Here is a 21,480-nt window from a genome sequence, read left to right as displayed (position 1 = left end):
GGAAACCGCGCCGCCGCGGGCGTGCGCCGCCCCGACGGGCGCCCGGTGCCGTCACCGCGCGGGGCGACCGCCCGCACCCGCGGAGTCACGGCCCCGGCCCCGGCGCAGTGCGTAGGTGATCACGGAGACCACCGCGGTCAGCACCAGCGCGGCGGGCACCGCGCCCGCGAGGTACCGCAGCTGGATGTCGATCGCACCGGCGGTGCGGGCCGCGAATCCCGCCGCGATCACCAGCAGGGACAGTCCCAGCAGCAGCCGGGCCGGCTCGAAGTGCGTCCGCCGGTCGTTCCGCTCCGGGCTCATCGGGCCCCCACCTCCATCGCCGCCGGGGCGGCCGCCGACTGCTCACGCACCGGCACCGCCGCCTCCACCGGCTCGTCCTCCGTCGTCCGTTCCGCGTCCGCCGGGTGCGGGTCGGTCTCGATCCCGGCCATCCGTTCGATCTCGATGTGGCCGAGCCCCACCGACAGCCGGAGCTCGACGACCCCGGTGGGGTCGGTGCCCGGGGGCGGACCGTAGGTCCCGGACCAGTCCGCCCGGAACCCGCCGCCCTGCACGCGGCCGTTGGGGCCGCGCTCGGAGTCCTCCCGGTCGCCGAAGGTGTAGCCGCCCAGCCAGATGTCCGCGGTGACCTCGACGGTCACGTCCCGGGGCACGTACACCCGCAGCTGCCCGCCGCCGACCGTCATCGTCGTGGCCAGCCGCTCGCCGTCCGACAGCCCCACCTGGGACAGGTCCAGCGTGGCGCGGCCGCTGCCCGTCTCGTACCGGGACTCGACCTCGGCCACCGAGGCGGGCGTCCAGCGCTCGGCGGTCCAGTGCGTCGTCATCGAGGCCGGCAGCACCGACGCCGCCACGACCAGTGCGGCGGTGGCGACCGCCGCCAGGATGGTGCCGGTGCCGATCCGCCCCCAGAACGCGCCGATCCCCATGCCGAGGCCGAAGACCGTCAGCGCGGCCGAACCGGCGTAGACCAGCGCGGTACCCAGCGGCTGGTCCCAGCTGAGCGCGCCCACCGCCGTCGCCGCCGCGAGCGCCGCCAGCAGGACGGGCCCGCCGAGCCAGAACCCGCGCCGCCCCGCGGGCGGCTGCGCTTCGTCACGCCAGGTCGGGGGCGGCGCGTACGGCCCGCGGGGGCCGCCCGCCCCGTCCTTGCTCAGGTCGACGGCGGGACCGGAAGGCGGCGGGGTGGCACCGGACGGACCCCACAGATAGCCGTCCTGCGGCGCTGCGCCCTCCCGCCACCAGGAGGCGGTCGCCGGGACGGGCGGCGCCTGCACCTCGGGGGGAGCGCTGGCCACGGCCTGCGCGGTGGCCGGGTCCGGTGCGGTGTCGGCACCGGACCCGTCCAGCCCGCGCTGGTGCCGGGACCAGAAACCCACACCGATGAGTCCGACCAGCAGCAGCATCGAGAAGGACTGCGAGCGGCCCGGCAGCGACGCCAGCAGCAGGCCGAAACCCACCACCACCAGCAGCAGCGCGGTAAGCCCGGGGCCGTCCACCCGGCCCGAGAGCATCCGGCGGCCCTCGTTCTCGCTGTAGTCGTCGAACGGCAGCAGCAGCCAGGCCACGCCGTAGGCGATGAGTCCGACACCACCGATGACGGAGAGCACCCCGAGGCAGACCCGGAAGATCACGGGATCGAGGTCGAAGTACCGCCCCAGGCCGCCGCAGACACCGCCGATGACCTTGTGGCGCCGGCTGCGCACCAGCCGCGGCCCGTCCGGGCGCGGGCCCCGGCCGCCGGTCCACCCGGAACCCCAGCCGGAGGCCGAACCGGCACCGCCGTCGTCCCCGCGGCCACCACCGCCCCCGGGCCCGCCGGCGTCGGCACCGCCCCACCCGTGGCCCGCGGCACCGCCCGGCGCAGTCGGCGCGGCGGTGCCGACGCCACCGGCCCCTCGCCCTGTCTCCTCAGTCATGGACACCATCGTGACGGTGCCGCGTGCCCGGGGACATCCGGGGCCGCCCGGAACCGCCCCTGATCCCGGTGTCAGGGACGGACCCTGATGCCCGCGGGGTCGCGCACGTGTGACGATCGGTCCATGACGACCGCCCCACCCGTGCCCGGAACCGACACGGAGGAGCCGCCGATCCGCAAGCTCTACCGCAGCGCGGAGGGCCGTTGGCTCGGCGGCGTCGCCCAGGGACTGGCCGGGCATCTCGCCGTGCCGGTCTCCTGGGTGCGCATCGCCTTCTTCGCGCTCACCGTCTCCAGCGGCATGGGCGTCGTGCTCTACGGCGTCTTCTGGTTCGTGGTCCCGCTGGGCACCGGGCCGCTGCCGCCGCGCCCGCACCCGGCGACGCCGCCCGGCGGCAGCCGCCTGCGGCAGTACACGATCTACGTACTCGCCGTGGCGATGACGACGGTCGGCGCCGGGGTCTTCTGGAACAACGTCCAGTTCGAGATCTCCGGCGGCTACCTCTGGACGCTGGCGCTCATCGTCATCGGCGCCGCCCTGGTCTGGCGCCAGGCCGACGACTCCCGCCGCGCCCACTGGGCCAAGGTCACCCGCGGCAGCCAGTGGCTGCCGCTGGCCCGGTCCGCCGCCGGGGCGACACTGGTGCTGATCGGCGTCGCCGGCTTCGTCGTGACCCGTGCCAGCGAGGACCTCAGCCGCGTCGTGCAGGCCGCGCTCGCCGTACTGGTCGGGACCGCCCTGCTGGCCGGTCCCTACCTGGTGCGGATCGTGCAGGACCTCAACGAGGAGCGCACCATGCGCATCCGGGCGCAGGAACGGGCCGAGGTCGCCGCCCACGTCCACGACTCGGTGCTGCACACCCTGACCCTGATCCAGCGCAACGCGACCGACCACCGCGAGGTCTCCCGGCTCGCCCGCGCCCAGGAGCGCGAACTCCGCGCCTGGCTGCACAAGTCGGCCGAGGCCAGCAACGGCGTCACCGTGGAGGACGAGGAGACCCGCACGTTCTCCGAGACGGTCAAGGCGACCGTCGCCGAGGTGGAGGACCACCACGGCGTCCCGATCGAGGTGGTCTGCGTCGGTGACTGCCCCGTCGACGAGCCGCTGGGCGCGCTGCTCCAGGCGGCCAGGGAAGCCATGGTCAACGCCGCCAAGTACGGTGGCGAGGGCGGGCCGGTGCAGGTGTTCGCCGAGGTCGAGGGCCGGGAGGTCTTCGTCTCCGTGCGCGACCGCGGCCCCGGCTTCGACCTGGACGAGGTGCCCGCCGACCGGATGGGCGTCCGCGAGTCGATCGTCGGCCGGATGCAGCGCAACGGCGGCAGGGCCCGGGTACGGTCGGTACCCGGTGAGGGAACCGAGGTGGAACTGACGATGGAGCGCGCCGAATGAGCCACGACCCGCAGTACGGAACCGGCGGATCGCCGTCCTCCCCGGGCCCCGGCGGTGACCCGGCGGGCGGTCGCCGGTCGCGTGTCGTCCTCGTCGACGACCACCGCATGTTCCGTGCCGGGGTGCAGGCCGAGATCGGCCGCACCGCCGAGACCGGCGTCGAGGTCGTCGGCGAGGCCGGCGACGTCGACCAGGCGGTGAGCGTCATCCGCGCCACCCGGCCCGACGTGGTCCTCCTCGACGTGCACCTCCCGGGCGGCGGCGGCGTCGAGGTGCTGCGGCGCAGCGCCGAGCTGATGGGCGCGGCGACCGACCCGGTGCGGTTCCTCGCGCTGTCGGTCTCCGACGCCGCCGAGGACGTCATCGGCGTCATCCGCGGCGGCGCCCGCGGGTACGTCACCAAGACCATCACCGGAAACGACCTGGTCAACGCGATCTTCCGCGTCGCCGACGGGGACGCGGTCTTCTCGCCGCGGCTCGCGGGGTTCGTGCTGGACGCCTTCGCCTCCTCGGACGCGGCCCCCGCCGACGAGGACCTGGACCGGCTGACGCAGCGCGAGCGCGAGGTGCTGCGGCTCATCGCCCGCGGCTACGCGTACAAGGAGGTCGGCAAGGAGCTGTTCATCTCGGTCAAGACGGTGGAGTCCCACGTCTCGGCCGTGCTGCGCAAGCTCCAGCTCTCCAACCGCCACGAGCTGACCCGCTGGGCGACCGCCCGCCGCCTGATCTGAGCCACCCCGGCACCGCCCCCCGCAAGACCGGTCCGTCGCCATCGTCGAGAAGCTACGAAAGGGCACCCCGTGACGTCCGAGTCCCCCCAATGGTTCACGCCTTCCTTCAGTGAGAACGGCGGTCAGTGCGTGGAGGTCGCCACCAACCTCCACACGACCACCGGCACGGTTCCCGTCCGCGACTCTAAGAACTCCACCGGACCGGTCCTCACGGTCCCCGCTGCCGCCTTCAGCGGCTTCGTGAACGGTCTCACCTCGGGCGCCTTCGACAGCTGAGCGCCACCCCGCACCTCGACGGCCCCATCGCGCCTCGCGCGGTGGGGCCGCGTCGCGCCGGCGTCGTCGGGTCTCCGCTGCACGACGGCGGGGAACCACGTAGCCACCCATGCCGGTCGCTGCCTAGCATCGCTTTCCCGAGCTGCAACGGCCCTGCCGGGCAGACTCGTTGCCGTGGCCGCAACCACGAAGGGCTGACCAAGATGACCGAGCAACCCACCTGGCGCTCCTCCTCGTACAGCGACAACGGCGGTCAGTGCGTGGAAGTCGCCCCCAGCCGCGCCGCGACCACCGGCAACGTCCCAGTCCGCGACTCCAAGAACCCCACCGGGCCAGTCCTCACCGTCACCGCCGCCGCCTTCACCCACATCGTGAACGGCCTCACCTCGGACGCGTTCGACCGCTGAGCGTCGGGCCCTCGCCCGATGCGCCGCACGAGGGCTTCACGCCAGGGATTTCAGCATGTCGACCTCGCAGCCCGGCAGAAACGGGTCGAACCCGTGCTGCACCAACCAGCGGATCGCCAACAAGCTGCGCACCGCCCACCAGCCACGAATCACGTCGAGATCAGTGCCGGACCCGTAGCCCGCGAGGACATGGCCGAGTTGGTCACGGTGGCCGAGCGTGAAGGTGGCCAGGTCGTACAGGGCATCGCCGCGACCGGCCTCCGACCAGTCGATGATGCCGGTGACAGCGTTCCCGTCGAGGAACACGTGCGCGATCTGGAGGTCGCCATGAGTGAACGACGGCGCCCACGGCCGCAGCACCGCCTCGCAGACCCGGCGGCAGCGGGAGACCAGCTCAGCGGGGAGCAGGCCACCGGCAACGAGGGCCTCGCACTCCGCGCCGATCTCGGCCGCCAGATCGGTACTGCTCCGGCCCGCCCGGCCGAGTCGGCTCGGCAACGGCGCCTCGTGCACCTGCCGGATCGCCGCGCCGGCGGCGGCCCACGCCGCCGGCGAGCCGGTGGACGGCCCGCCGAGCCGCCCGAGTGTCTGCCCCGGGACCGCGGCGATGGCGAGCACCGGCGGTTCACGCCACAGGATCTCCGGGGTGGGCACCGGCGCGAGGGACATCGCCTCGACCTCGGCGTCCACGCGATCCGCGTCCGCATCCACCTTCAGGAACACGTCCCCGACCCGCAGAGTCGCACGCTCCGCGTGGGCGACCACGACTTCGACCCTGTCCATGACCGACCAGTGTTCCGGTGACGCGCGCTGCCGTCCTCCGGTTTTCCATTGCCGTCATCCGACCGGTTCCGGTCCTGGGAGGCACGCCCGGCGGTGGGCATACTCGAAGACGGCCGCAGCCCTCGTCGCGGTGGCTCCTGTCCTCTCGTCCGCCGGTAGGAGAGCGCGCTCCGGAGCCAACGCGGACTTCCGTGATCGACCGCGCTGGAGAGGTACCGCATGTCCACCGAACGCTTTCGCTGGATCACTTCGTCCCACAGCAACAACGGCGGGCAGTGCGTGGAAGCCGCCCCCAGCCGCGCCGCGACCACTGGCACCGTCCCCGTCCGCGACTCCAAGAGCCCCACCGGACCGGTCCTCAGCGTCCCCGCCGATGCCTTCACCTACTTCGTGAACGGCCTGACCTCGGGCGCCTTCGACCGCTGAGCACCCCGTCACCGCGAGAGCCGCACCTCGGGGGCCGTGCGGTCACTCTCCCACCGGCGTCTCCAGCGGCAGGGTCAGCACATCCTGGAGGGTGTCGATCGACCAGGTGGCGGCGCGACGCACCGCCGGATCCGGTGCCCAGTAGTGGCCCCACGGCCCGCGCCGCAGGTGGGCAGTACGGAGCCCTGCCGCAGCGGCGGGGAAAGTGTCCCGAGAGGGATGGTCGCCGATGTAGAGGATCTCGGCCGGTGCCCGTACCTCCGCCAGTTCCACGAGCCGTTGCCAGAACCGGTCGGCGGGTTTCGCCACGCCCCACTCCCCCGAGGTGGCCAGCGCATCCACCGGCAGCTCCAAGGCACGCAGCAGCTCACCGGCCCGAACGGTCTGGTTTCCGGCCACGACCACACGCAACCCCCGCTCCCGGAGCGCCCGGAGCGTCGGCCGCACATCGTCGTAGAGGTCCGACTCACCCAGGTGCTCACCCCGCCCGGCGGCCTCGCGCGCCGCGTACTCCGCCGCGATGTCCAACCCCGGCCTGATGAGCCGCAGTGCGTCCGCGTTGTCCCGCCCCTGAGCCACGACCGCACCGACGAGCGCCGACACCGTGTGACGCGGCACTCCGAGCCAGTCGGCCCAACTGCCCCAGTGCCGGTCGTCGCAGACCAGGGTCTCCCCGATGTCGAACGCCACACAGCGGATCGTCATGGCCGCAGGCTACCCAGCGGCGGCCGGCGAGCCACGTCGGATCGTCCGCCGCCTGATCCGAAGCCGCCCCGGCACCGCCCCCGCCGGGGCCGTCACGGAGTGGGGGAACCGTCGGTTCTTCCCGGCGGGGGCGGGGTTCGGGTCCGGCTTCACGGACTCCTGAGCACGCCGGCACGCGGCTCATGGTCCCGTGGGTGGGTCACCGGCACGGGGCTGGTCGCAGCACGGGGCGTGCGGAGAGGGAGTAGAAGACCTCGACGTCGACCGAGCCGCAGATCCGGTCCGTTCCCCGGGCGTTGGCGCTGACGGGCTGCCCGTCGGCCAGGGCTGCGCACTGCACCGAGCGGAACCGAGCGTCCGTCGTCCACTCCCGGAACACGGCGGCGACCGTGCCCACTCCGCCGCCGCTCACCGCCTCGGGACAGTCGGCGGTGGCTTCGAGCACCGAAGCCAGGCGTTCAGCCTGGTCGTGCAGCCAGCCCACCGCCTCCTCGGGACTGTCCCACCACGCCCCCGCCAGGTACCACTCCCCGCCCGCCTCCGGCGAACGGACCTTGGCCTCCGCCCAGTAGCCGTCCACGACCCGCCCGGCAGTCGTGCTCGGCAGCTCCCGTGCTCGTCGTTCCCGGCCCACAGAGCCCGCGCCGTCGGGGCTCACCTGTCCAACTCCCTGAAGTGCGCGTCGATATCGGCGCCCAACTTCGCGAGTATGGAGCGCAGTTCATCCAGAGACAGCCGTTCGATCCCCGCGCCGTCGGTGACCGACTTCGCCCCCTCGGGCCCGTGAGCACAGGCACTTGCCACCTCGGGATCACCCTCAGCATCCACGAACCGCTCCTCTCCGTAGCACCTCCACTACCAAGCGGTCCCAGCGTGACCTAGGGTCCCAAAGGCATCAACTTGTGGTGACGGAAGGAAGATTCGAGGGTCCTCATGGCGAACATCAAGGAGCTGAGCCCCGACAGCAGCCCGCAGGCAGCCTTCGGCGCCAACCTGCGCAGGTTGCGCGAGGAGCGCGGGTGGAAGCAGGAGGAACTCGGTCGACGGATGGGGTACTCCGGAACCCACATCTCCGCGGTGGAAACTGATCGCAAGATGCCGACTCTGCGCCTCGCGCGCAGTGCGGACCAGGCCTTCGGCATCGAGCAGTCGCCCGACACCTTCGAGCGCCAGTGGCGCGAGATCCAGCACGGGACGCTGCTCGAAGGGTTCGGCGAGTTCGTCCGCCACGAAGGCCGCGCCGCGGAGATCCGCCTCTACGAGGTGGGCGTCATGCCGGGGTTGTTGCAGACGCCGGAGTACGCACAGGTGCTGGCGAACAGCGCCATGGAGCGCGGCGCCATCTCGGCAGATCAAGCGGCGGAGCGAGTCGCACTGGTCGCCGAGCGGCAGGCGGCAACGGTCCGTACCCCGCCGCCGCTGATCCAGGTGGTCCTCGACGAGAGCTGTATCCGGCGGCCCATCGGCGACGGCGCAGTCATGCGGGGGCAGTTGGACCGTCTGGCCGAGTTCGCCTCGCTCCCCCACACCATTCTGCAGATCGCGCCATTCAGCATGGCGGAACGCAGGCCGTTCGATCTGCCGGTCACGATCGTGACACTGCCTGACCGCTCGCTGATGTCCTATGCCGAGTCCGCCCAACGCGGACACCTGGAACGTGACAACAAGTTCGTCGTCCCCTTGCTCGCGGCCTACCATCAGCTACAGGCCGAGGCGCCGTCACAAGCGGCATCCGTCGCCATGATCAAACGGCTAAGAAAGGGCACCCCGTGACCACCGAACCCCTCCGTTGGGTCAAGTCCTCCTACAGCAACAACGGCGGCCAGTGCATCGAGTGGGCCCCGTCCGTCGTCCCGACCAGCGGCACCGTCCCCGTGCGCGACTCCAAAAGCCCCGCCGGGCCGGTTCTCTCCATCCCCGCCGCTGCCTTCGCCGGCTTCGTCAACGGCGTCAAGTCGGGCACCTTCGACAGCTGAGCGCCACCCCGCACCTCGACGGCCCCACCGCGCCCCGCGCGGTGGGGCCGTGTCGCGCCGCCGCCGTCGGTGGCCGCCGCACAACGGCGGGGAACCCTGTAGCCCCCGCGCCGGCCGCTGCCTAGCATCGCTGCCCAGAGCCACAACGGCGCTGTCACAGCGCCTCGTTGCCGTGACCAACCACGAAAGGCGGCTCATGATGACGGAGCAACCCACCTGGCGCTCCTCCTCGTACAGCGAGAACGGCGGTCAGTGCGTGGAAGTCACCCCCAGCCGCGCCGCGACCACCGGCGCCGTCCCCGGCCGCGACTCCAAGAACCCCACCGGGCCAGTCCTCACCGTCACGGACGACGCCTTCACCCACTTCGTGAACGGCCTCACCTCGGACGCGTTCGACCGCTGAGCCGGACCCTGACCCAACTGGTTGGCGACCTCGTGCTGCTGGTACCACAGCTCGGTAGGGACTTGACCGGGCTCGCCTCGCCCTGTGGAGTGCGCACATGACCCGCGTCCTGTATCTGATCGCGACCGCCGCCGGACCCGCCCAGTACGTGGACCGCGGGGTACGCGCCGCACAGGAGGCGGGCTGGGACGTCTTCCTCGTCCTGTCGCCCACCGCCGCCGTCTGGTGGGAGGAGCGCATGGGCGAGCTGGTGGCGCTCACCGGGCACGAGGTGCGATGGCGGTACTCCGTGCCCGGCGGGCCCAAGCCGGACTGGCCGCCGGCCGACGCCATGCTCGTCGCCCCGCTGACCACCACCAGCCTGTCGCGATGGGCGGCGGCGCAGACCGACACCCTCTCCCTCGGGCTCCCCGCAGAGGCCGTGCACATGGGGGTCCCGGTGGTGGCCATGCCGTTCTGGAGCACTGCGCTCGGCGCGCAGCCGGCGGTGCCCCGCGCCGTCTCGACCCTGCGCGAACAGGGAGTGCGGGTGCTCCTGGGCGGAGCTGACGGCTACCGGCCCCACCAGCCGAAGCAAGGCGACGCCGCGGGGTACCCGTGGGGCCGAGCCCTGGCGGCGCTGGGTTGAGCCCGCCGCCAGAACCCGCCCCTCCGCTCAGGCGCGGTCGGCGGCGGCGCGGGCGGCCTCCTCGACGCGGTCGCGGTACTGCGCCCACCACTCCCTCTCCTGCTCCGGCAGGTTGTCACCGGCGCTGCGCAGCCCGGCAGCGCCGTCGATCTGCTCGCGGAGGATGTCGGCGTGGCCCGCGTGCCGGTGGGTCTCGGTGGCGACGTGCACCAGGGTGCGGTGCAGGGTGACGGCGCCGTTCTCGCCCCACCAGGGGACCTGACCGGTGGACTCCAGCGTCAGAGCGGCGATGGTCTCGTCGGAGTGCTCCCAGACGCGCCGGTAGAGGTCGACGATCTCCTCACGGCTCTCCTCGGGCGTCGCCCACATGTCGATGTTGGGGACGTCGTGCTGCTCCATCCACGCCGGGGCGTCCGGCACGGGTCGGCCGAAGACCAGGCCGAAGTACCCCATCTCGACTCCGGCGTTGTGCTTCACCAGCCCGAGCAGGTTGCTGCCGGTCGGCGTCAGGGGGCGACGGACGTCGTACTCCGAGAGGCCGTCCAGCTTCCAGAGCAGCGCGTCTCGCCCCTCCTGGAGGTAGGAGCGGAGGGTTTCCTTGGGGTCCGAGTGCTTCATGGCCGCAGTCTTCCAGCGGCCACTGACAGTCGCCCCGGGTCCGCTCCGTGACCCGAGGGGCGCGCCGGAGACAACCCGGTTGCCGAGCGGCGGCGACCGGGCGAGCATGTGCGGCATGTCCACCCCGGCGCGGCCCCCGTCGCATCCTCCGCAGTCGTGGCCGCACTCCGACCGCCTGCGGCTCCGACCGCTGAGAGCGGCGGACGTCCCCGCGCTGCACGCGCTCCACAACGACCCCGAGGTGATGCGGTACCTCACCGGCGGTGCGCCGGTGTCGGTGGAGCACGTCCGGACGGTGGAGCTGCCGCGGCTCACCCGGTGGTTCGACGCGGCGGACGGCCCGGGGTTCTGGGGCGCGGAGCGCCGCGACGGGAAGGGCGGGCTGCTCGGTTGGTTCGAGCTGCGCCCCCTCGACGCGAACAGCGCGGAGGTGTTCGAGCTGGGGTACCGGCTCCGCCGGGAGGTCTGGGGCCGGAGGTACGCCTCGGAAGGCGGCCGGCTGCTGGTACGGCGGGCGTTCGAACGGCTCGGCGCGCGGCGGGTCACGGCCAACACCATGGCGGTCAACACCGCCTCCCGCCGGGTGATGGAGCGGTGCGGCCTGCGGTACCTGCGCAGCTACGCCGAGGACTGGCCCGATCCGCTGCCCGGCTCCGAGCACGGCGAGGTCGAGTACGTGGTCGACCTCGCGGAGTGGGAAGCGGACGTGCGAGGCTGACGAGCGCCGGCGGAACTCCCCTGACAGCCGCGTCGCCGCCGGGAAACGCCGCCGCGAACGCCGCCGGGCCGGCGGGTCCGCGTCTCTGCGGTCCCGCCGGCCCGGCGGTGTGCGGCGCAGCAACTCGGCTGCGGCGCGGGCGCGGCCCGTGGTCACGGGCCGGCGCTCACTCCCACTCGATGGTGCCCGGGGGCTTGCTGGTGACGTCGAGGGTGACGCGGTTGATGTCGCGGACCTCGTTGGTGATGCGGTTGGAGATCGTGGCGAGCACGTCGTACGGCAGCCGCGACCAGTCGGCGGTCATGGCGTCCTCGGAGGAGACGGGGCGCAGCACGACCGGGTGGCCGTAGGTGCGGCCGTCGCCCTGGACGCCGACGCTGCGGACGTCGGCGAGGAGCACGACGGGGCACTGCCAGATGTCGCGGTCCAGCCCGGCGGCGGTCAGCTCCTCGCGGGCGATGGCGTCGGCCTGCCGAAGCAGGTCGAGCCGCTCGCGGGTGACCTCGCCGATGATGCGGATGCCGAGGCCGGGGCCGGGGAACGGCTGGCGCTGCACGATCTCGTCGGGGAGACCGAGCTCCTGGCCGACCATGCGGACCTCGTCCTTGAAGAGCTGCCGCAGCGGCTCGACCAGTTCGAACTCCAGGTCCTCGGGGAGGCCGCCGACGTTGTGGTGGGACTTGATGTTGGCGGTGCCGGTGCCGCCGCCGGACTCGACGACGTCCGGGTAGAGGGTGCCCTGGACGAGGAACGCGACGTCCTCGCCGTCGCTGTCCGCGTCGGCGATGATCTCGGCCTGCGCCTGCTCGAAAACGCGGATGAACTCGCGGCCGATGATCTTCCGCTTCTCCTCGGGGTCGGTGACCCCGGCGAGGGCGTTCAGGAACCGCTCGGAGGCGTCGACGACCTTCAGCTGCGCGCCGGTCGCGGCGACGAAGTCCTTCTCGACCTGCTCGGTCTCACCGGTACGCATCAGGCCGTGGTCGACGTAGACGCAGGTCAGCTGCGAGCCGATCGCCTCGTTCACCAGGGCGGCGGCGACAGCGGAGTCCACGCCGCCGGAGAGCCCGCAGATGGCGCGCTTGCTGCCGACGCGCTCCCGGATGAGGGCGACCTGCTCCTCGACGATGGACCCGGCGGTCCAGGTCGGGGCGATGCGCGCACCGCGGTACAGGAAGTGCTCCAGGACCTGCTGGCCGAAGGTCGAGTGCATGACCTCCGGGTGGTACTGCACGCCGTAGAGGCGGCGTTCGTCGTCCTCGAAGGCGGCGACGGGGACCTGGCCGGTGGAGGCGGTCACGGTGAAGCCCTCGGGCGCGGCCGAGCAGGCGTCGCCGTGCGACATCCAGACGACCTGCTCGTCGGGGGTGCCCTCGAAGAGGGTGGAGCCCGGCTTGGAGACGGTCAGGTCGGTGCGGCCGTACTCGCGGGCACCGTTGTTGTCGACGGTGCCGCCGAGGGTGGTCGCCATCAGCTGGAAGCCGTAGCACATGCCGAAGACCGGGACCCCGGCCTCGAACAGCGCGCGGTCGATCGACGGCGCGCCGTCGGCGTACACGGAGGAGGGCCCACCCGAGAGGATGATCGCCTTCGGCTCCTTGGCGAGCATCTCCGCCACCGGCATGGTGGACGGCACGATCTCGCTGAAGACGCGGGCCTCGCGGACCCGGCGGGCGATGAGCTGTGCGTACTGCGCGCCGAAGTCGACGACGAGCACGGTGTCGGGGGCCGTCGGGCGGGACGATGCCACGTGGAGCTGCCTTCCAGCGGTGGAGCGGGGTAGGGGGCCGAGTCTACCGGCCGCCGCCGTCTCACCATCCGGTCGTCCGGCGGTCGCCGGGGACCCGGGGGCGGACCGGTGGCATACTGGCCCGCATGATGCGGCACGCAGCGTTCTTTACCTATGGCACCGGCCCGGCCGGCTGCCATGAGAACCGCTGTCCATCGTTCTGAAACAGCGACTTTCCGCAGCGTCCCGGGCCGGTTCGGCCCGGGACGCCGTCGTTTCCGGGCCGTGCCGCCGCGGGGCGCTCCTTCCGAGGAGAATCCCGATGCCGACCTCCCCCACCGCCACTGCCAGCAGCTCGACCCTCCCGACCGTCCCGACCGCCTCCGCCGGGTCTCCGCCCGCTGGGGCGTCCGCGTCCCGCCCGGACGCCGCGGGCACGGCCGCCGGTGGCCTGCCCGCCGCTCCCCCGCACTCCGGCGGCCACGCGGCCGCGACGGAACGCGACGAGGCGGAGTGGACCGGCGCGCGCACCCCGGAGGCGGCCGAGCTGGTCAGCGGTGCCCGCGAGCACATCGACGTGCTGGACGCCCGGATCATGGCGTTGATCGGTGAGCGCCGGGCGGTCTCCGAACAGATCCAGCGGGCACGGCTGGGGTCCGGTGGGCGGCGGGTGAACCTCGCCCGGGAGATGGAGATCCTGGAGCGCTACCGCGAGGAGCTGGGGCCGTCGGGCACCCGCATGGCGATGCTGCTGCTGGAGCTGTGCCGGGGACGGTCCTGAGAGCGTGGCCGTGAGACGGTGCACCGCACCCGCGGCGGCTCGCGCGCGCGGGACCCACGCCGCCCCGACGAAGGCCGCGCGGTCCCGGCGCCGGCCCCGGTCCCGGTACGAGTACCGGTGCGAGTACCGGTGCCGGTGGTGACGGAATGCGTACGGGTCTGCGGAGAGGGGTTCGCGCGCTCGCGGCGTGGACCGGGGTCACCCGTACGGCACGTGACCCCCGCGCTGCTGGTTCGTTGAACGGGGTACTTCCGGAACGAAGAGGCAGACCGCCCTGGCATGGCAAGGGTGTTGGCCGTGGGACCTCGTTCCGGCTGGTGGCCGGGCAGCAGGGGACAGCAGGCCGGTCACGACTCGGTGGTCGGTTCCCGGGACGCCGGGAACCGACCGCTTCGACCAAGCGTTGGGGTGGTGCGAACACATTCCGTCCCGATGTTCTGGGTAGGGGTGTACAGGAACGGCTGGTCGACGGCCATGGCTCCGGGTGGGGTCGGTAGGTCGGCGGCCGTCCTGCGGGCCGAGAGATCGGCCCAGGCAGGCAGCGGTGTGTCACCTCCCCCCGGGTGACCCACCGCAGGGGTACCGGCGCCGCCCTGTCGCCGGTACCGGCGAAGCGGCCCTCGGTCGGCGTCTCCCCCCCCCCGGACGCCGGACCGGGGGCCCTTCTGCTGCCCCGGCCGAGTCCACAGCGGAGAACCGGCGCACGCCCGCGTCGCGGAGCCTCTTCCGGCCGCCTGGTCCGCCGAGGGGTGGTACCGCGGCAGGGCGACACAGCAGCACTGCGGGGCAAGGGGCGGATACCATCTGAGTGATCGCGCGGTGACACATCTGGCAGTACTGTCGTTCGCGATCCGGCGCCGGACAGGGCGCGAGCGGACCGCCCTCGGCGCCGACTCGCCAACGCCGCCTATTCACACAAAGGCATAGCCCCGGCGACGTGACCACAGGCCAGCGGTCCACCGGGGCTTATCACGTTCCACTATACCCAGATCCCAATAAGGACCAACGTGACGCACGCGACGCCGGCGCCTGGAGCCGGCCCGTGGGGGGAGGCATGGCTGAGCCCGGCGCGCTTCGGGGTCTACCTCAGTGAAGCGCATGGCGATCGACAGCGGGCGCTGTCGCTCTACCAGTGGAACAGCGAGCTGTCGTGCGCCCTGCTGCACGACCTCGGACACTTCGAGGTCGCGCTGCGCAATTCCTACGCAGCGGCCCTCGACGCCACGTGGAAGGGTTCCGAGCACTGGCTGGACGCTCCGACCGGCCCGTTGCGGGCCCCGCTCCTTCGCACCAAGCGAGGCGGACCGGGTGGCCCCAGGCAGGTCGACATCAACGAGAAGCTCCGCAGGGCGATCGACGGTGCCCGGAGGCGGTACGGGACCGATGCCCCGCCGGGAAAGATCATTGCGGATCTCTCCCTGGGGGTGTGGCGGTACTTGTCGTCGTCGGCTCACGAGAAGACCCTCTGGGTGCCCTACCTCCACCGGGCGTTTCCAGCCGGCACCACGCGCAGCGAAGTCGACCGGAGTATCGGCGAGTTGCACAACCTGCGCAACCGGGCCGCGCACTGGGAGCCGATGCTCTCACTCCCGATCGAGCGACGCGTCACTGACCTCGAACGAGTCATCGGGCTTCTCAACCCCGGCCTGGCCGGCTACGTGCGGTGCCACAGCAAGGTGACCGCCCTGCTGGCAGAGCGCCCGGCACGCTGACGGGCAACGTGCACGGCACCGCTGAGCCCTGTCGCCGGTGTCGGCAAAGCGGCCCTCGGTCGGCGTCTCCCCCCGGACGCCGGGGGCCCTTCTGCTGCCCCGGCGGAGCCGGACGGCGCGCCGCCGGCTCGGCCGTCGCGGAGCAGCCGGCGCAGGGCTCACCCCCGGGTGCCGTCGAGGAAGCGCAGCAGCTCCTCCGTCACGAACTCGGGGTTCTCCTCGACCAGCCAGTGGCCCGCGCCGGGCACGTCGACGGCCCGCACGATGTCGGTCAGGTGCCCGGTCACGGTGGAGAGCACGCCGTCGAGCTGCCCTTCCGCCGTCATGACCAGGGCCGGGACCTCCACGGGCGCGGTCGCTTCGGTGTCGGCGACGTCCTGGTCGAGGCTGCGGTAGAGCTCGAAGCCGCCCGACAGAGCCTCGGCCCGGCTGTAGGTGCGGGCGTACTCGTCGATCTCCTCGTCAGTGAACGGCGACTGCTGCGCGGTGCCGCCGAACGCCGATCCCTCGAAGGCGACCTGCGGGTAGAACAGGTCCAGGTAGTCGCGGACGTTGTCCCCGACGACGGCCTCCGGGACGCGGGGCTGGGCGTGGAAGGCGATGTGCCAGCTCAGCGAGCGGTACGCGTCGCCGTCCAGCACCGGACCGGGCAGCGGCAGGTCGAGGTAGCCGAGGAGTTCGGTGTCCGCCGGGAACTGGGCGGCGTACTGGAAGGCGACCGCGGCGCCCAGGTCGTGCCCGACGACCCGGGCGTCCCGCACACCGAGCTCTTCGGCGATCAGGGTGTGCACGTACCGCGCCAGGGTGGCCTTGTCGTAGCCGGTCGGGGAGCCGGTGCTGTCGCCGAGGCCGGGGAGGTCGACGGCGTAGACGGTGTGGTGCTCCGCGAGCTCCGGCATGATCTCCCACCAGCTGTACCAGGTCTGCGGCCAGCCGTGCAGCAGTACGACCGGCGAGCCGCTGCCGCCCGTGACGTAGTGCATGCGGACTCCCTCGACCTCGGCGAACTCGTGCCGGAAGGTGCCGTCGAACGCCGGGTCGGCGTGGGTGACGGCGGCGTGAGCGGTGACGTCGGGGTCCGGGGTGGCGCAGGCGGCGGCACCGGTCGTCAGGGCCAGGGCGAGCGCGGCGGTGGCCAGGGTGCGGGTGAGGCGGGACGGGCGGCGGTCGGGCCGGCGTGCTGCGGGTGTCATGGGTTCTGTGGTCCTGGTTCGGAGGGATCGGAGGGAGGGGTGGTCAGCGTCCGGTGGTGCCGTCGATCAGCTCGCGCAGGATGTCCGCGTGCCCGGCGTGGCGGCCGGTCTCTTCGATCAGGTGGACGAGCGCCCAGCGGATGGCGGGGGCGGGCCGGCGGGTCCGCGGCCGGCGCAGGGGCGCGTCGAGACCGGTGCATCCGTCGAAAACGGCGTCGGCGCGCGCGACGGTCTCCCGGTAGCGGGTGACGACGTCGGCCACGCTGTCCGCGGGCGGGGCGTCGAAGGTCGCCTGCCAGTCGGTGACCTCCTCGTCGAGGAACGTGGCCCGCTCGACGGCGGTGAGGTGGTGGAGCAGGCCGAGCAGGTTGGTGCCCGACGGGGTCCGGTACGTGCGGACCTGCGGTTCGGGAGCACCCTCGACCTTCGCGGCGATCGACTGGCGCAGGTAGCCGAGGAAACCGCGCAGCACCTCGGTCTCACTGTTCCCGGTGCGGGGCGGCGGGGTGTCGCGGCGGTGGGCGGGCATCGTGCCTCCTTGCTCGGTGGGTCGGGCGGGGTCAGCCGGCGCGGCGGACGACGAGGACGTGATCGGTGACCTCGGCCGTCAGCCCTCCCGGGCCGGTGGCGGTCCGGCGCTCCGCCGCGGCACGTTCGACCGCCCACCTCCCCACGTCAAGGGCGAGGTCGGCGGCGACCTCCTGCGGGGACGGGAAGCGTGCGTCCTGATCCCATGACCAGGGAGCGGCCGAACCGTGGTCGACGACCAGCAGCCGCCCGCCGGGGCGCAGCGCGTGGGCGGCCGCCCGCAGCACGGCCGCCCGGTCCAGCGGGAAGGGGGTGTGCAGGTAGTGGGCGCAGACGAGGTCGAACACGCCGCCAGGGAAGGTCTCGCGCAGGTCGTGCCGTTCGGCTTCGATGCGCCCGGCCACGCCGTGCGCGGCGGCGAGGCCGGCCAGCCGGTCGACCGCCACCGGCGACACGTCGACGGCGGTGACCCGCCATCCCCGGCGGGCGAGCCAGAGCGCGTCACCGCCCTGACCGCACCCCAGGTCCAAGGCCGCGCCGGGCGGCAGACCCGCCACCGCCTCGGGGAGCGTCGCGTTCGGCTGCGGGTCGCCGGGCGCCGGGCGGCCCGCGTACAGACCGTTCCAGAACGCGGCCGCGTCAGTGGTGCTCATCGCGCTCTCCTTCGTCTCTCGTGCCGTTGCGGCGGGACGCGGTCCACTCTTGCCTGACCCCGTGGAGGTTGGCACGCGGTCTTGCAGTTCCGGCAAGATGGCGGGATGGAGGATGACCCGCAGGACGCGCTCGACGCCGTGGGGCCGCGGCTGCGGGCGCTGCGCCGCGAACGCGGCATCACGCTGGCCGCACTCGCGGCGGTGACCGGGGTCTCGGAGAGCACGCTGTCCCGGCTGGAGAGCGGACGGCGGCGGGTGACCCTGGAGCTGCTGCTCTCGCTGGCCCGTACCTATGACGTGCCCCTGGACGACCTCGTCGGCGCCCCGCGCACCGGCGATCCCCGTATCCACCTGAAGCCGATCCGGCGGTTCGGCATGGTGTTCGTGCCGCTCTCCCGCCGACCGGGGGGCACCCAGGCCTTCAAGATGATGATCCCGGCGAGTCCGGAACCGCTGGTGCCGACGCCGCAGACCCACGAGGGCTCGGAATGGCTGTACGTGCTCAACGGGCGGCTGCGGCTGCTGGTCGGTGAGCGCGACCTGGTCCTGTCCTCCGGTGAGGCGGCCGAGTTCGACACGGGACTGCCCCACTGGCTGGGCAGCGCGGACGGCGGCGCCGTCGAACTCCTCGTGCTGTTCGGTCCGCACGGGACGCGCGCGCACCTGCGCGCCGGCCCCGGCCGGTCACCGCGGCAGCAGTGACCGCCGGGCCGGGAGCGCCCGCGCGGATCGTCGAGGCGTCCCGTCGGGCGCCAGCCACCCGAGCCGCGGGCACGGGACGGGACGGGACGAACGTTCCGGCGCGGGACCGACGCCCGTGCCTCCGGGGCGGCGCGGTCAGGGCAGGCGCAGCGCCTTCAGCGCCTTCAGCGAGACCGACATCAGCGCCGCGAACTGGCGGTCGTCCATGCCGAGGGAGGGGGCGAGCGGCAGCAGCCGCTGCTGGGCGACGGTCTGCGCCTCGGTGTACTTCAGCAGCCCCTCCGCGCCGTGGCGGCGGCCCAACCCCGACTCGCCCATGCCGCCCATGGGCGCGGCGAGGGAGCCGTACGCCGCGGGGAAGCCGTCGTTGATGCCGACGCTCCCGGTGCGCAGCCGCTGCGCGACCCGGCGGGCCCGGCAGCGGTCCCGGCTCCAGACCGAGGCGTTGAGCCCGTACGCGGTGTCGTTGGCGAGGGCGATCGCCTCCTCGTCGTCCCGTACCCGGCGGACGGCGACGACCGGACCGAACGTCTCCTCGTGGTACAGCCGCATGCCGGGGGTGACGCCCGTCAGCACGGTGGGCTCGTGGAAGTACGGTCCGAGGTCCGGGCGGTGCCGGCCCCCGGTCAGCACCCGGGCGCCGAGCGAGACGGCGTCGTCGATGTGGCCCGTGACGCGGTCGAGTTGGGCCTGCGAGGAGAGCGAGCCCATGTCGGTGCCCCAGGCCAGCGGCGCGCCGAGCCGCATGGTGCGGGTGAGCGCCACGAACCGCTCGGTGAAGGCGTCGGCGACCGACTCGTGCACCAGGACGCGTTCGGCGGAGATGCAGAGTTGGCCGGCCGAGGAGAAGCAGGCCCGCACCGCGCCCGCCGCCGCCTTGTCCGGGTCGGCGTCGTCGAGGACCAGCATCGCGTTCTTGCCGCCGAGTTCGAGGCTGACGCCGACGAGCCGTTCGGCCGCCTGGGCGGCGACCCGCCGGCCGGTGGCGGTGGAGCCGGTGAACGCGACGTAGTCCGCGTGGGCGACGACGGCGGGGCCGACGACCGGCCCCTCGCCGATCACCATGCGCCACACGTCCGCGGGCAGGCCGGCCTCGACCATCAGCCGCCTCGCCCACAGCGCTGCCAGCGCCCCCTCGGTGTCGGGCTTGGTGACCACGGCGTTGCCCGCGAGAAGCGCGGGAAGGGCGTCCTCGACGGTGAGTTCCAGCGGGTAGTTCCAGGGCACGATCTGCCCGACCACGCCGTGCGGCCGCCGGTCCTCCCGGACCCGCGTCAGCACCGGGACGACCCCGGCGCGCGCCCGGGTGCGCAGCAACCCCGGCGCGCCGCGCCCGTAGTGGCGGGCGGTCAGAGCCGCGCCCAGCACCTCGTCGTGGGCGTGGGTGCGTGCCTTGCCGGTGTCCAGCTGGAGGAGGTCGAGCACCTCGTCCTGGCGCTCCAGCAGCAGGTCGTGGAAGCGCAGCGCGACGGCGGCGCGTTCCCGCACGGGGCGCGCCGCCCACCGGCCCGCGGCGGCGCGGGCGGAGGCGAACGCGTCGGCCACCTCGGCGACGCCGGTGGCCGGGAGTTCGGCCAGCCGGTCGCCGGTGAGAGGACTGTGGCAGGCGGTCCGCCCGCTGCCGGTGACGCCGGCTCCGAGCAACGCGGCCAGCTGCGGGGTGACGAGCTGTGCCGCTCTGTTCCGTGTGCGCTGTGGCCCGGTCATACCCGGGAGAGTACGACGGCGGCGCGGCCCGCGCCATGGTGCGGGCGGTCGCCCGCCCACCGCCCGCGCCCACCGCCCGCGCCCACCGCCCGCGCTCAGCGCACGCGGTAGCTCTCGGCGACGGTCGGGAAGAGCTCGGCGATGGCGTCGCGGTCGTCCTCGGCGCCCCGCAGCATCACCACGTGGTAGTCGTCGCCGATGAGCATGGCGCGGTTGCGGACGAACTGGCGGCCCTCGCCGCCGTCCCACAGGAAGTCGCCCTCGGCCAGGGCGACCTGGCCGACCGTGATGGACCGCAGGCTCCCCGAGGACCGCCACGGCGCGTCGCGGTAGCCCTGGAGCTCCGGCTGGCTCTGCAACTGGTACTCCATCGGCGCCTCCCCGAACTCCGCCGCCCCGTCCCGGCCGGGGATCACGGTGAGAACCAGCCCGTCGCCCTCGAACGTGACGCTGTCGTCGGGCCCGGTGCCGCGCTCCCAGCCCTCGGGGACGACCAGGCCGAAGCCGGCCTCGTCGCTGACGGCGTCGAAGCCGTCGGGCGCCGGCACCGGTTCGTCGGTCACCTCGGGGTCGTTCCCGGCGCCGTCGGGCTCCTCCCCGGGGCTCCCCGGGGCGGGCCCGTCCTGGTCGGACGGCGACCCGCCGGGCGAGGCGGTGTCGCCGCGCTCGTCGTCGGACGGCATGAACAGCAACGCGAAGGCCATGGCGCCGGCGACCAGGCAGAAGACCGCCACCAGCAGCAGCCTGCCGAGGGCACGCGGACTGCCGCTGCGGCGCTTCCGCTTGGAGACGAGCTCACCGCGGTGCCGCACGATCGGCAGCCGCGTCGGGTCGGACGGCCGCCCGGCCTCCAGCATCGGCGGCAGCGTCACCGTGCGGCGGCCGACATCGGGCTCCGGCGCGGACCGGATGATCGACCGCAGCCAGCCCCGGAGTTCCTCCTCACTGGGCCGCTCCGTCGGGTCCTGCCGCAGCAGCGACTCCACGACGGGCCGCAGCGCGCCGCACTCCTCGGCGAAGGCGGGCTGTTCGGCGATGACGGCCTGGACCAGCTCGGCGACGCTGTCCTCCGGGTAGGGCGGGTGGCCCTGCACGGCGCGGAACAGCAGCGCGCCCAGTGCCCAGAGGTCGGCCGCCGGGCCGACCGGCGGCGACAGCCGCCAGTGCTCGTGGACCGGGCCGGCCTGCTCGGGGGCCCAGCGCTCGGTGACGGCGCCGACCGTCGTCATCCGGGCCTGGCGGGCGCGGTCGGCCGCCAGTGCGTTGTCGGGGCCGCGGTAGCGTCCGGCGGCGCCCGGCACGATGCCGGTGCCCGGCTGCCGCTCCGGAACCGTCTCGGCCTCCTGCACGGGGATTCTCGGCAGCTGCTCGGTCACCGCCTCCCGCGCGGGCGGCAGCGCCGGGGCGGCCCGCTGCGGGTCGCGGCCGGGAGCCGGCGGGCGCGGCGGGGCGGACTCCCAGCCGGTGGCGACCTGCCGGCCGGGACGCGGGGC

Annotated in this window: 26 protein-coding genes; 13 read left to right on the top strand and 13 right to left on the bottom strand. The window is 73.5% G+C overall.

What is annotated here, in order from left to right:
- Window positions 1-51 precede the first annotated feature (51 nt).
- Window positions 52-303, bottom strand: a complete 252-nt coding sequence (locus HCN52_RS10580; protein ID WP_168088152.1) for a hypothetical protein — start codon at window positions 301-303, stop codon at window positions 52-54.
- Entirely contained in the window at window positions 300-1,922 is a 1,623-nt protein-coding gene (locus tag HCN52_RS10575) for a PspC domain-containing protein (RefSeq protein WP_168088151.1), read from the bottom strand. The genes HCN52_RS10580 and HCN52_RS10575 overlap by 4 nt, the downstream gene beginning before the upstream one ends.
- 123 nt (window positions 1,923-2,045) lie before the next feature.
- Here HCN52_RS10575 and HCN52_RS10570 point away from each other — a divergent pair, with 123 nt between their 5' ends.
- The 4 genes from HCN52_RS10570 (at window position 2,046) to HCN52_RS10555 (ending at window position 4,725) form a co-directional block, all read left to right on the top strand.
- Window positions 2,046-3,311, top strand: coding sequence for an ATP-binding protein (locus HCN52_RS10570; protein ID WP_168088150.1), 1,266 nt, complete (start codon window positions 2,046-2,048; stop codon window positions 3,309-3,311).
- A complete protein-coding gene (locus HCN52_RS10565; protein WP_168088149.1) occupies window positions 3,308-4,042 on the top strand; it encodes a LuxR C-terminal-related transcriptional regulator in 735 nt (244 codons plus the stop codon). Before HCN52_RS10570 ends, HCN52_RS10565 begins: the two co-directional genes overlap by 4 nt.
- Window positions 4,043-4,111: 69 nt before the next feature.
- Window positions 4,112-4,318 carry a DUF397 domain-containing protein gene (locus HCN52_RS10560; protein ID WP_168088148.1) on the top strand — a complete coding sequence of 69 codons (207 nt, stop codon included), beginning with the start codon at window positions 4,112-4,114 and terminating at the stop codon, window positions 4,316-4,318.
- Window positions 4,319-4,521: 203 nt separating this feature from the next.
- Window positions 4,522-4,725, top strand: coding sequence for a DUF397 domain-containing protein (locus tag HCN52_RS10555; protein ID WP_168088147.1), 204 nt, complete (start codon window positions 4,522-4,524; stop codon window positions 4,723-4,725).
- A 36-nt stretch (window positions 4,726-4,761) separates the two neighbouring features.
- Here HCN52_RS10555 and HCN52_RS10550 read toward each other — a convergent pair whose 3' ends face one another.
- Window positions 4,762-5,508 carry a phosphotransferase family protein gene (locus HCN52_RS10550; protein ID WP_168088146.1) on the bottom strand — a complete coding sequence of 249 codons (747 nt, stop codon included), beginning with the start codon at window positions 5,506-5,508 and terminating at the stop codon, window positions 4,762-4,764.
- Window positions 5,509-5,727: 219 nt separating this feature from the next.
- On the opposite strand from HCN52_RS10550, the gene HCN52_RS10545 reads away from it, so the two are divergent.
- On the top strand, window positions 5,728-5,934 hold the full coding sequence (locus HCN52_RS10545; RefSeq protein ID WP_168088145.1) for a DUF397 domain-containing protein: 207 nt from the start codon (window positions 5,728-5,730) through the stop codon (window positions 5,932-5,934).
- 42 nt (window positions 5,935-5,976) lie between these two features.
- Here HCN52_RS10545 and HCN52_RS10540 read toward each other — a convergent pair whose 3' ends face one another.
- The 3 genes from HCN52_RS10540 to HCN52_RS10530 all read right to left on the bottom strand — a co-directional run bounded on the left by HCN52_RS10540 (window position 5,977) and on the right by HCN52_RS10530 (window position 7,467).
- Complete coding sequence (locus HCN52_RS10540; protein WP_209314390.1) at window positions 5,977-6,639, bottom strand: HAD family hydrolase; 663 nt, start codon at window positions 6,637-6,639, stop codon at window positions 5,977-5,979.
- Between the two features lie 199 nt (window positions 6,640-6,838).
- On the bottom strand, window positions 6,839-7,297 hold the full coding sequence (locus HCN52_RS10535; RefSeq protein ID WP_168088144.1) for a hypothetical protein: 459 nt from the start codon (window positions 7,295-7,297) through the stop codon (window positions 6,839-6,841).
- Window positions 7,294-7,467, bottom strand: coding sequence for a hypothetical protein (locus tag HCN52_RS10530; protein WP_168088143.1), 174 nt, complete (start codon window positions 7,465-7,467; stop codon window positions 7,294-7,296). The genes HCN52_RS10535 and HCN52_RS10530 overlap by 4 nt, the downstream gene beginning before the upstream one ends.
- Before the next feature lie 105 nt (window positions 7,468-7,572).
- On the opposite strand from HCN52_RS10530, the gene HCN52_RS10525 reads away from it, so the two are divergent.
- The 4 genes from HCN52_RS10525 to HCN52_RS10510 all read left to right on the top strand — a co-directional run bounded on the left by HCN52_RS10525 (window position 7,573) and on the right by HCN52_RS10510 (window position 9,646).
- Window positions 7,573-8,412 carry a helix-turn-helix domain-containing protein gene (locus tag HCN52_RS10525; RefSeq protein WP_168088142.1) on the top strand — a complete coding sequence of 280 codons (840 nt, stop codon included), beginning with the start codon at window positions 7,573-7,575 and terminating at the stop codon, window positions 8,410-8,412.
- Window positions 8,409-8,615 carry a DUF397 domain-containing protein gene (locus tag HCN52_RS10520; protein ID WP_168088141.1) on the top strand — a complete coding sequence of 69 codons (207 nt, stop codon included), beginning with the start codon at window positions 8,409-8,411 and terminating at the stop codon, window positions 8,613-8,615. Before HCN52_RS10525 ends, HCN52_RS10520 begins: the two co-directional genes overlap by 4 nt.
- Before the next feature lie 172 nt (window positions 8,616-8,787).
- Window positions 8,788-9,018 carry a DUF397 domain-containing protein gene (locus HCN52_RS10515; RefSeq protein ID WP_376767113.1) on the top strand — a complete coding sequence of 77 codons (231 nt, stop codon included), beginning with the start codon at window positions 8,788-8,790 and terminating at the stop codon, window positions 9,016-9,018.
- A gap of 97 nt (window positions 9,019-9,115) precedes the next feature.
- The gene (locus HCN52_RS10510; RefSeq protein WP_168088140.1) at window positions 9,116-9,646 is read left to right on the top strand and encodes an HFCD family protein; all 531 of its coding nucleotides are present in this window, start codon (window positions 9,116-9,118) and stop codon (window positions 9,644-9,646) included.
- Window positions 9,647-9,673: 27 nt separating this feature from the next.
- Here HCN52_RS10510 and HCN52_RS10505 read toward each other — a convergent pair whose 3' ends face one another.
- Window positions 9,674-10,264 (bottom strand): DinB family protein, encoded by a 591-nt coding sequence (locus HCN52_RS10505; RefSeq protein WP_168088139.1) that lies wholly within the window; start codon window positions 10,262-10,264, stop codon window positions 9,674-9,676.
- 115 nt (window positions 10,265-10,379) lie between these two features.
- Here HCN52_RS10505 and HCN52_RS10500 point away from each other — a divergent pair, with 115 nt between their 5' ends.
- Window positions 10,380-10,982: a GNAT family N-acetyltransferase gene (locus HCN52_RS10500; protein ID WP_245175024.1), complete on the top strand. Its 603-nt coding sequence runs from the start codon at window positions 10,380-10,382 to the stop codon at window positions 10,980-10,982.
- Between the two features lie 166 nt (window positions 10,983-11,148).
- Here HCN52_RS10500 and guaA read toward each other — a convergent pair whose 3' ends face one another.
- Window positions 11,149-12,732, bottom strand: a complete 1,584-nt coding sequence (guaA, locus tag HCN52_RS10495) for a glutamine-hydrolyzing GMP synthase (protein ID WP_168088137.1) — start codon at window positions 12,730-12,732, stop codon at window positions 11,149-11,151.
- Window positions 12,733-13,162: 430 nt separating this feature from the next.
- On the opposite strand from guaA, the gene HCN52_RS10490 reads away from it, so the two are divergent.
- Entirely contained in the window at window positions 13,163-13,492 is a 330-nt protein-coding gene (locus HCN52_RS10490) for a chorismate mutase (RefSeq protein WP_245175025.1), read from the top strand.
- 1,007 nt (window positions 13,493-14,499) lie between these two features.
- Window positions 14,500-15,204, top strand: a complete 705-nt coding sequence (locus tag HCN52_RS10485) for a hypothetical protein (RefSeq protein ID WP_168088135.1) — start codon at window positions 14,500-14,502, stop codon at window positions 15,202-15,204.
- Window positions 15,205-15,362: 158 nt separating this feature from the next.
- On the opposite strand, the gene HCN52_RS10480 is transcribed toward HCN52_RS10485, so the two are convergent.
- Genes HCN52_RS10480 through HCN52_RS10470 form a run of 3 tightly spaced genes read right to left on the bottom strand, consistent with a single transcriptional unit; the run spans window position 15,363 to window position 17,578 of the window.
- Window positions 15,363-16,397 (bottom strand): alpha/beta fold hydrolase, encoded by a 1,035-nt coding sequence (locus tag HCN52_RS10480; protein WP_168088134.1) that lies wholly within the window; start codon window positions 16,395-16,397, stop codon window positions 15,363-15,365.
- 43 nt (window positions 16,398-16,440) lie between these two features.
- Window positions 16,441-16,926 (bottom strand): DinB family protein, encoded by a 486-nt coding sequence (locus tag HCN52_RS10475; protein ID WP_168088133.1) that lies wholly within the window; start codon window positions 16,924-16,926, stop codon window positions 16,441-16,443.
- Between the two features lie 31 nt (window positions 16,927-16,957).
- Window positions 16,958-17,578, bottom strand: coding sequence for a methyltransferase domain-containing protein (locus tag HCN52_RS10470; protein ID WP_168088132.1), 621 nt, complete (start codon window positions 17,576-17,578; stop codon window positions 16,958-16,960).
- A 105-nt stretch (window positions 17,579-17,683) separates the two neighbouring features.
- On the opposite strand from HCN52_RS10470, the gene HCN52_RS10465 reads away from it, so the two are divergent.
- The gene (locus HCN52_RS10465; RefSeq protein WP_168088131.1) at window positions 17,684-18,280 is read left to right on the top strand and encodes a helix-turn-helix domain-containing protein; all 597 of its coding nucleotides are present in this window, start codon (window positions 17,684-17,686) and stop codon (window positions 18,278-18,280) included.
- 135 nt (window positions 18,281-18,415) lie between these two features.
- On the opposite strand, the gene HCN52_RS10460 is transcribed toward HCN52_RS10465, so the two are convergent.
- Together HCN52_RS10460 and HCN52_RS24715 are read right to left on the bottom strand one after the other, a co-directional pair.
- Complete coding sequence (locus HCN52_RS10460; protein ID WP_168088130.1) at window positions 18,416-19,987, bottom strand: succinic semialdehyde dehydrogenase; 1,572 nt, start codon at window positions 19,985-19,987, stop codon at window positions 18,416-18,418.
- 95 nt (window positions 19,988-20,082) lie between these two features.
- On the bottom strand, window positions 20,083-21,480 hold a 1,398-nt coding region (locus HCN52_RS24715), incomplete at its 5' end, for a serine/threonine kinase C-terminal domain-containing protein (protein WP_512700784.1).

Origin of the sequence: Streptomyces bohaiensis (assembly GCF_012033785.1) — a bacterium.
In the GTDB taxonomy this organism is placed as follows: Bacteria; Actinomycetota; Actinomycetes; order Streptomycetales; family Streptomycetaceae; genus Streptomyces; species Streptomyces bohaiensis.
The sequence above is the reverse complement of the archived record's forward strand: the minus strand, read 5'-3'. Positions and strand labels throughout refer to the sequence as shown.

Bases quoted from the DNA above. Each gene is read 5' to 3' on its own strand.
- HCN52_RS10465 (WP_168088131.1), top strand. From the start codon at position 17,684: ATGGAGGATGACCCGCAGGACGCGCTCGACGCCGTGGGGCCGCGGCTG.
- HCN52_RS10510 (WP_168088140.1), top strand. From the start codon at position 9,116: ATGACCCGCGTCCTGTATCTGATCGCGACCGCCGCCGGACCCGCCCAG.
- HCN52_RS10565 (WP_168088149.1), top strand. From the start codon at position 3,308: ATGAGCCACGACCCGCAGTACGGAACCGGCGGATCGCCGTCCTCCCCG.
- HCN52_RS10545 (WP_168088145.1), top strand. From the start codon at position 5,728: ATGTCCACCGAACGCTTTCGCTGGATCACTTCGTCCCACAGCAACAAC.
- HCN52_RS10480 (WP_168088134.1), bottom strand. From the start codon at position 16,397: ATGACACCCGCAGCACGCCGGCCCGACCGCCGCCCGTCCCGCCTCACC.
- HCN52_RS10570 (WP_168088150.1), top strand. From the start codon at position 2,046: ATGACGACCGCCCCACCCGTGCCCGGAACCGACACGGAGGAGCCGCCG.
- HCN52_RS10555 (WP_168088147.1), top strand. From the start codon at position 4,522: ATGACCGAGCAACCCACCTGGCGCTCCTCCTCGTACAGCGACAACGGC.
- HCN52_RS10460 (WP_168088130.1), bottom strand. From the start codon at position 19,987: ATGACCGGGCCACAGCGCACACGGAACAGAGCGGCACAGCTCGTCACC.
- HCN52_RS10470 (WP_168088132.1), bottom strand. From the start codon at position 17,578: ATGAGCACCACTGACGCGGCCGCGTTCTGGAACGGTCTGTACGCGGGC.
- HCN52_RS10550 (WP_168088146.1), bottom strand. From the start codon at position 5,508: ATGGACAGGGTCGAAGTCGTGGTCGCCCACGCGGAGCGTGCGACTCTG.
- HCN52_RS10540 (WP_209314390.1), bottom strand. From the start codon at position 6,639: ATGACGATCCGCTGTGTGGCGTTCGACATCGGGGAGACCCTGGTCTGC.
- HCN52_RS10500 (WP_245175024.1), top strand. From the start codon at position 10,380: ATGTCCACCCCGGCGCGGCCCCCGTCGCATCCTCCGCAGTCGTGGCCG.
- HCN52_RS10525 (WP_168088142.1), top strand. From the start codon at position 7,573: ATGGCGAACATCAAGGAGCTGAGCCCCGACAGCAGCCCGCAGGCAGCC.
- HCN52_RS10575 (WP_168088151.1), bottom strand. From the start codon at position 1,922: ATGACTGAGGAGACAGGGCGAGGGGCCGGTGGCGTCGGCACCGCCGCG.
- HCN52_RS10475 (WP_168088133.1), bottom strand. From the start codon at position 16,926: ATGCCCGCCCACCGCCGCGACACCCCGCCGCCCCGCACCGGGAACAGT.
- HCN52_RS10580 (WP_168088152.1), bottom strand. From the start codon at position 303: ATGAGCCCGGAGCGGAACGACCGGCGGACGCACTTCGAGCCGGCCCGG.
- HCN52_RS10505 (WP_168088139.1), bottom strand. From the start codon at position 10,264: ATGAAGCACTCGGACCCCAAGGAAACCCTCCGCTCCTACCTCCAGGAG.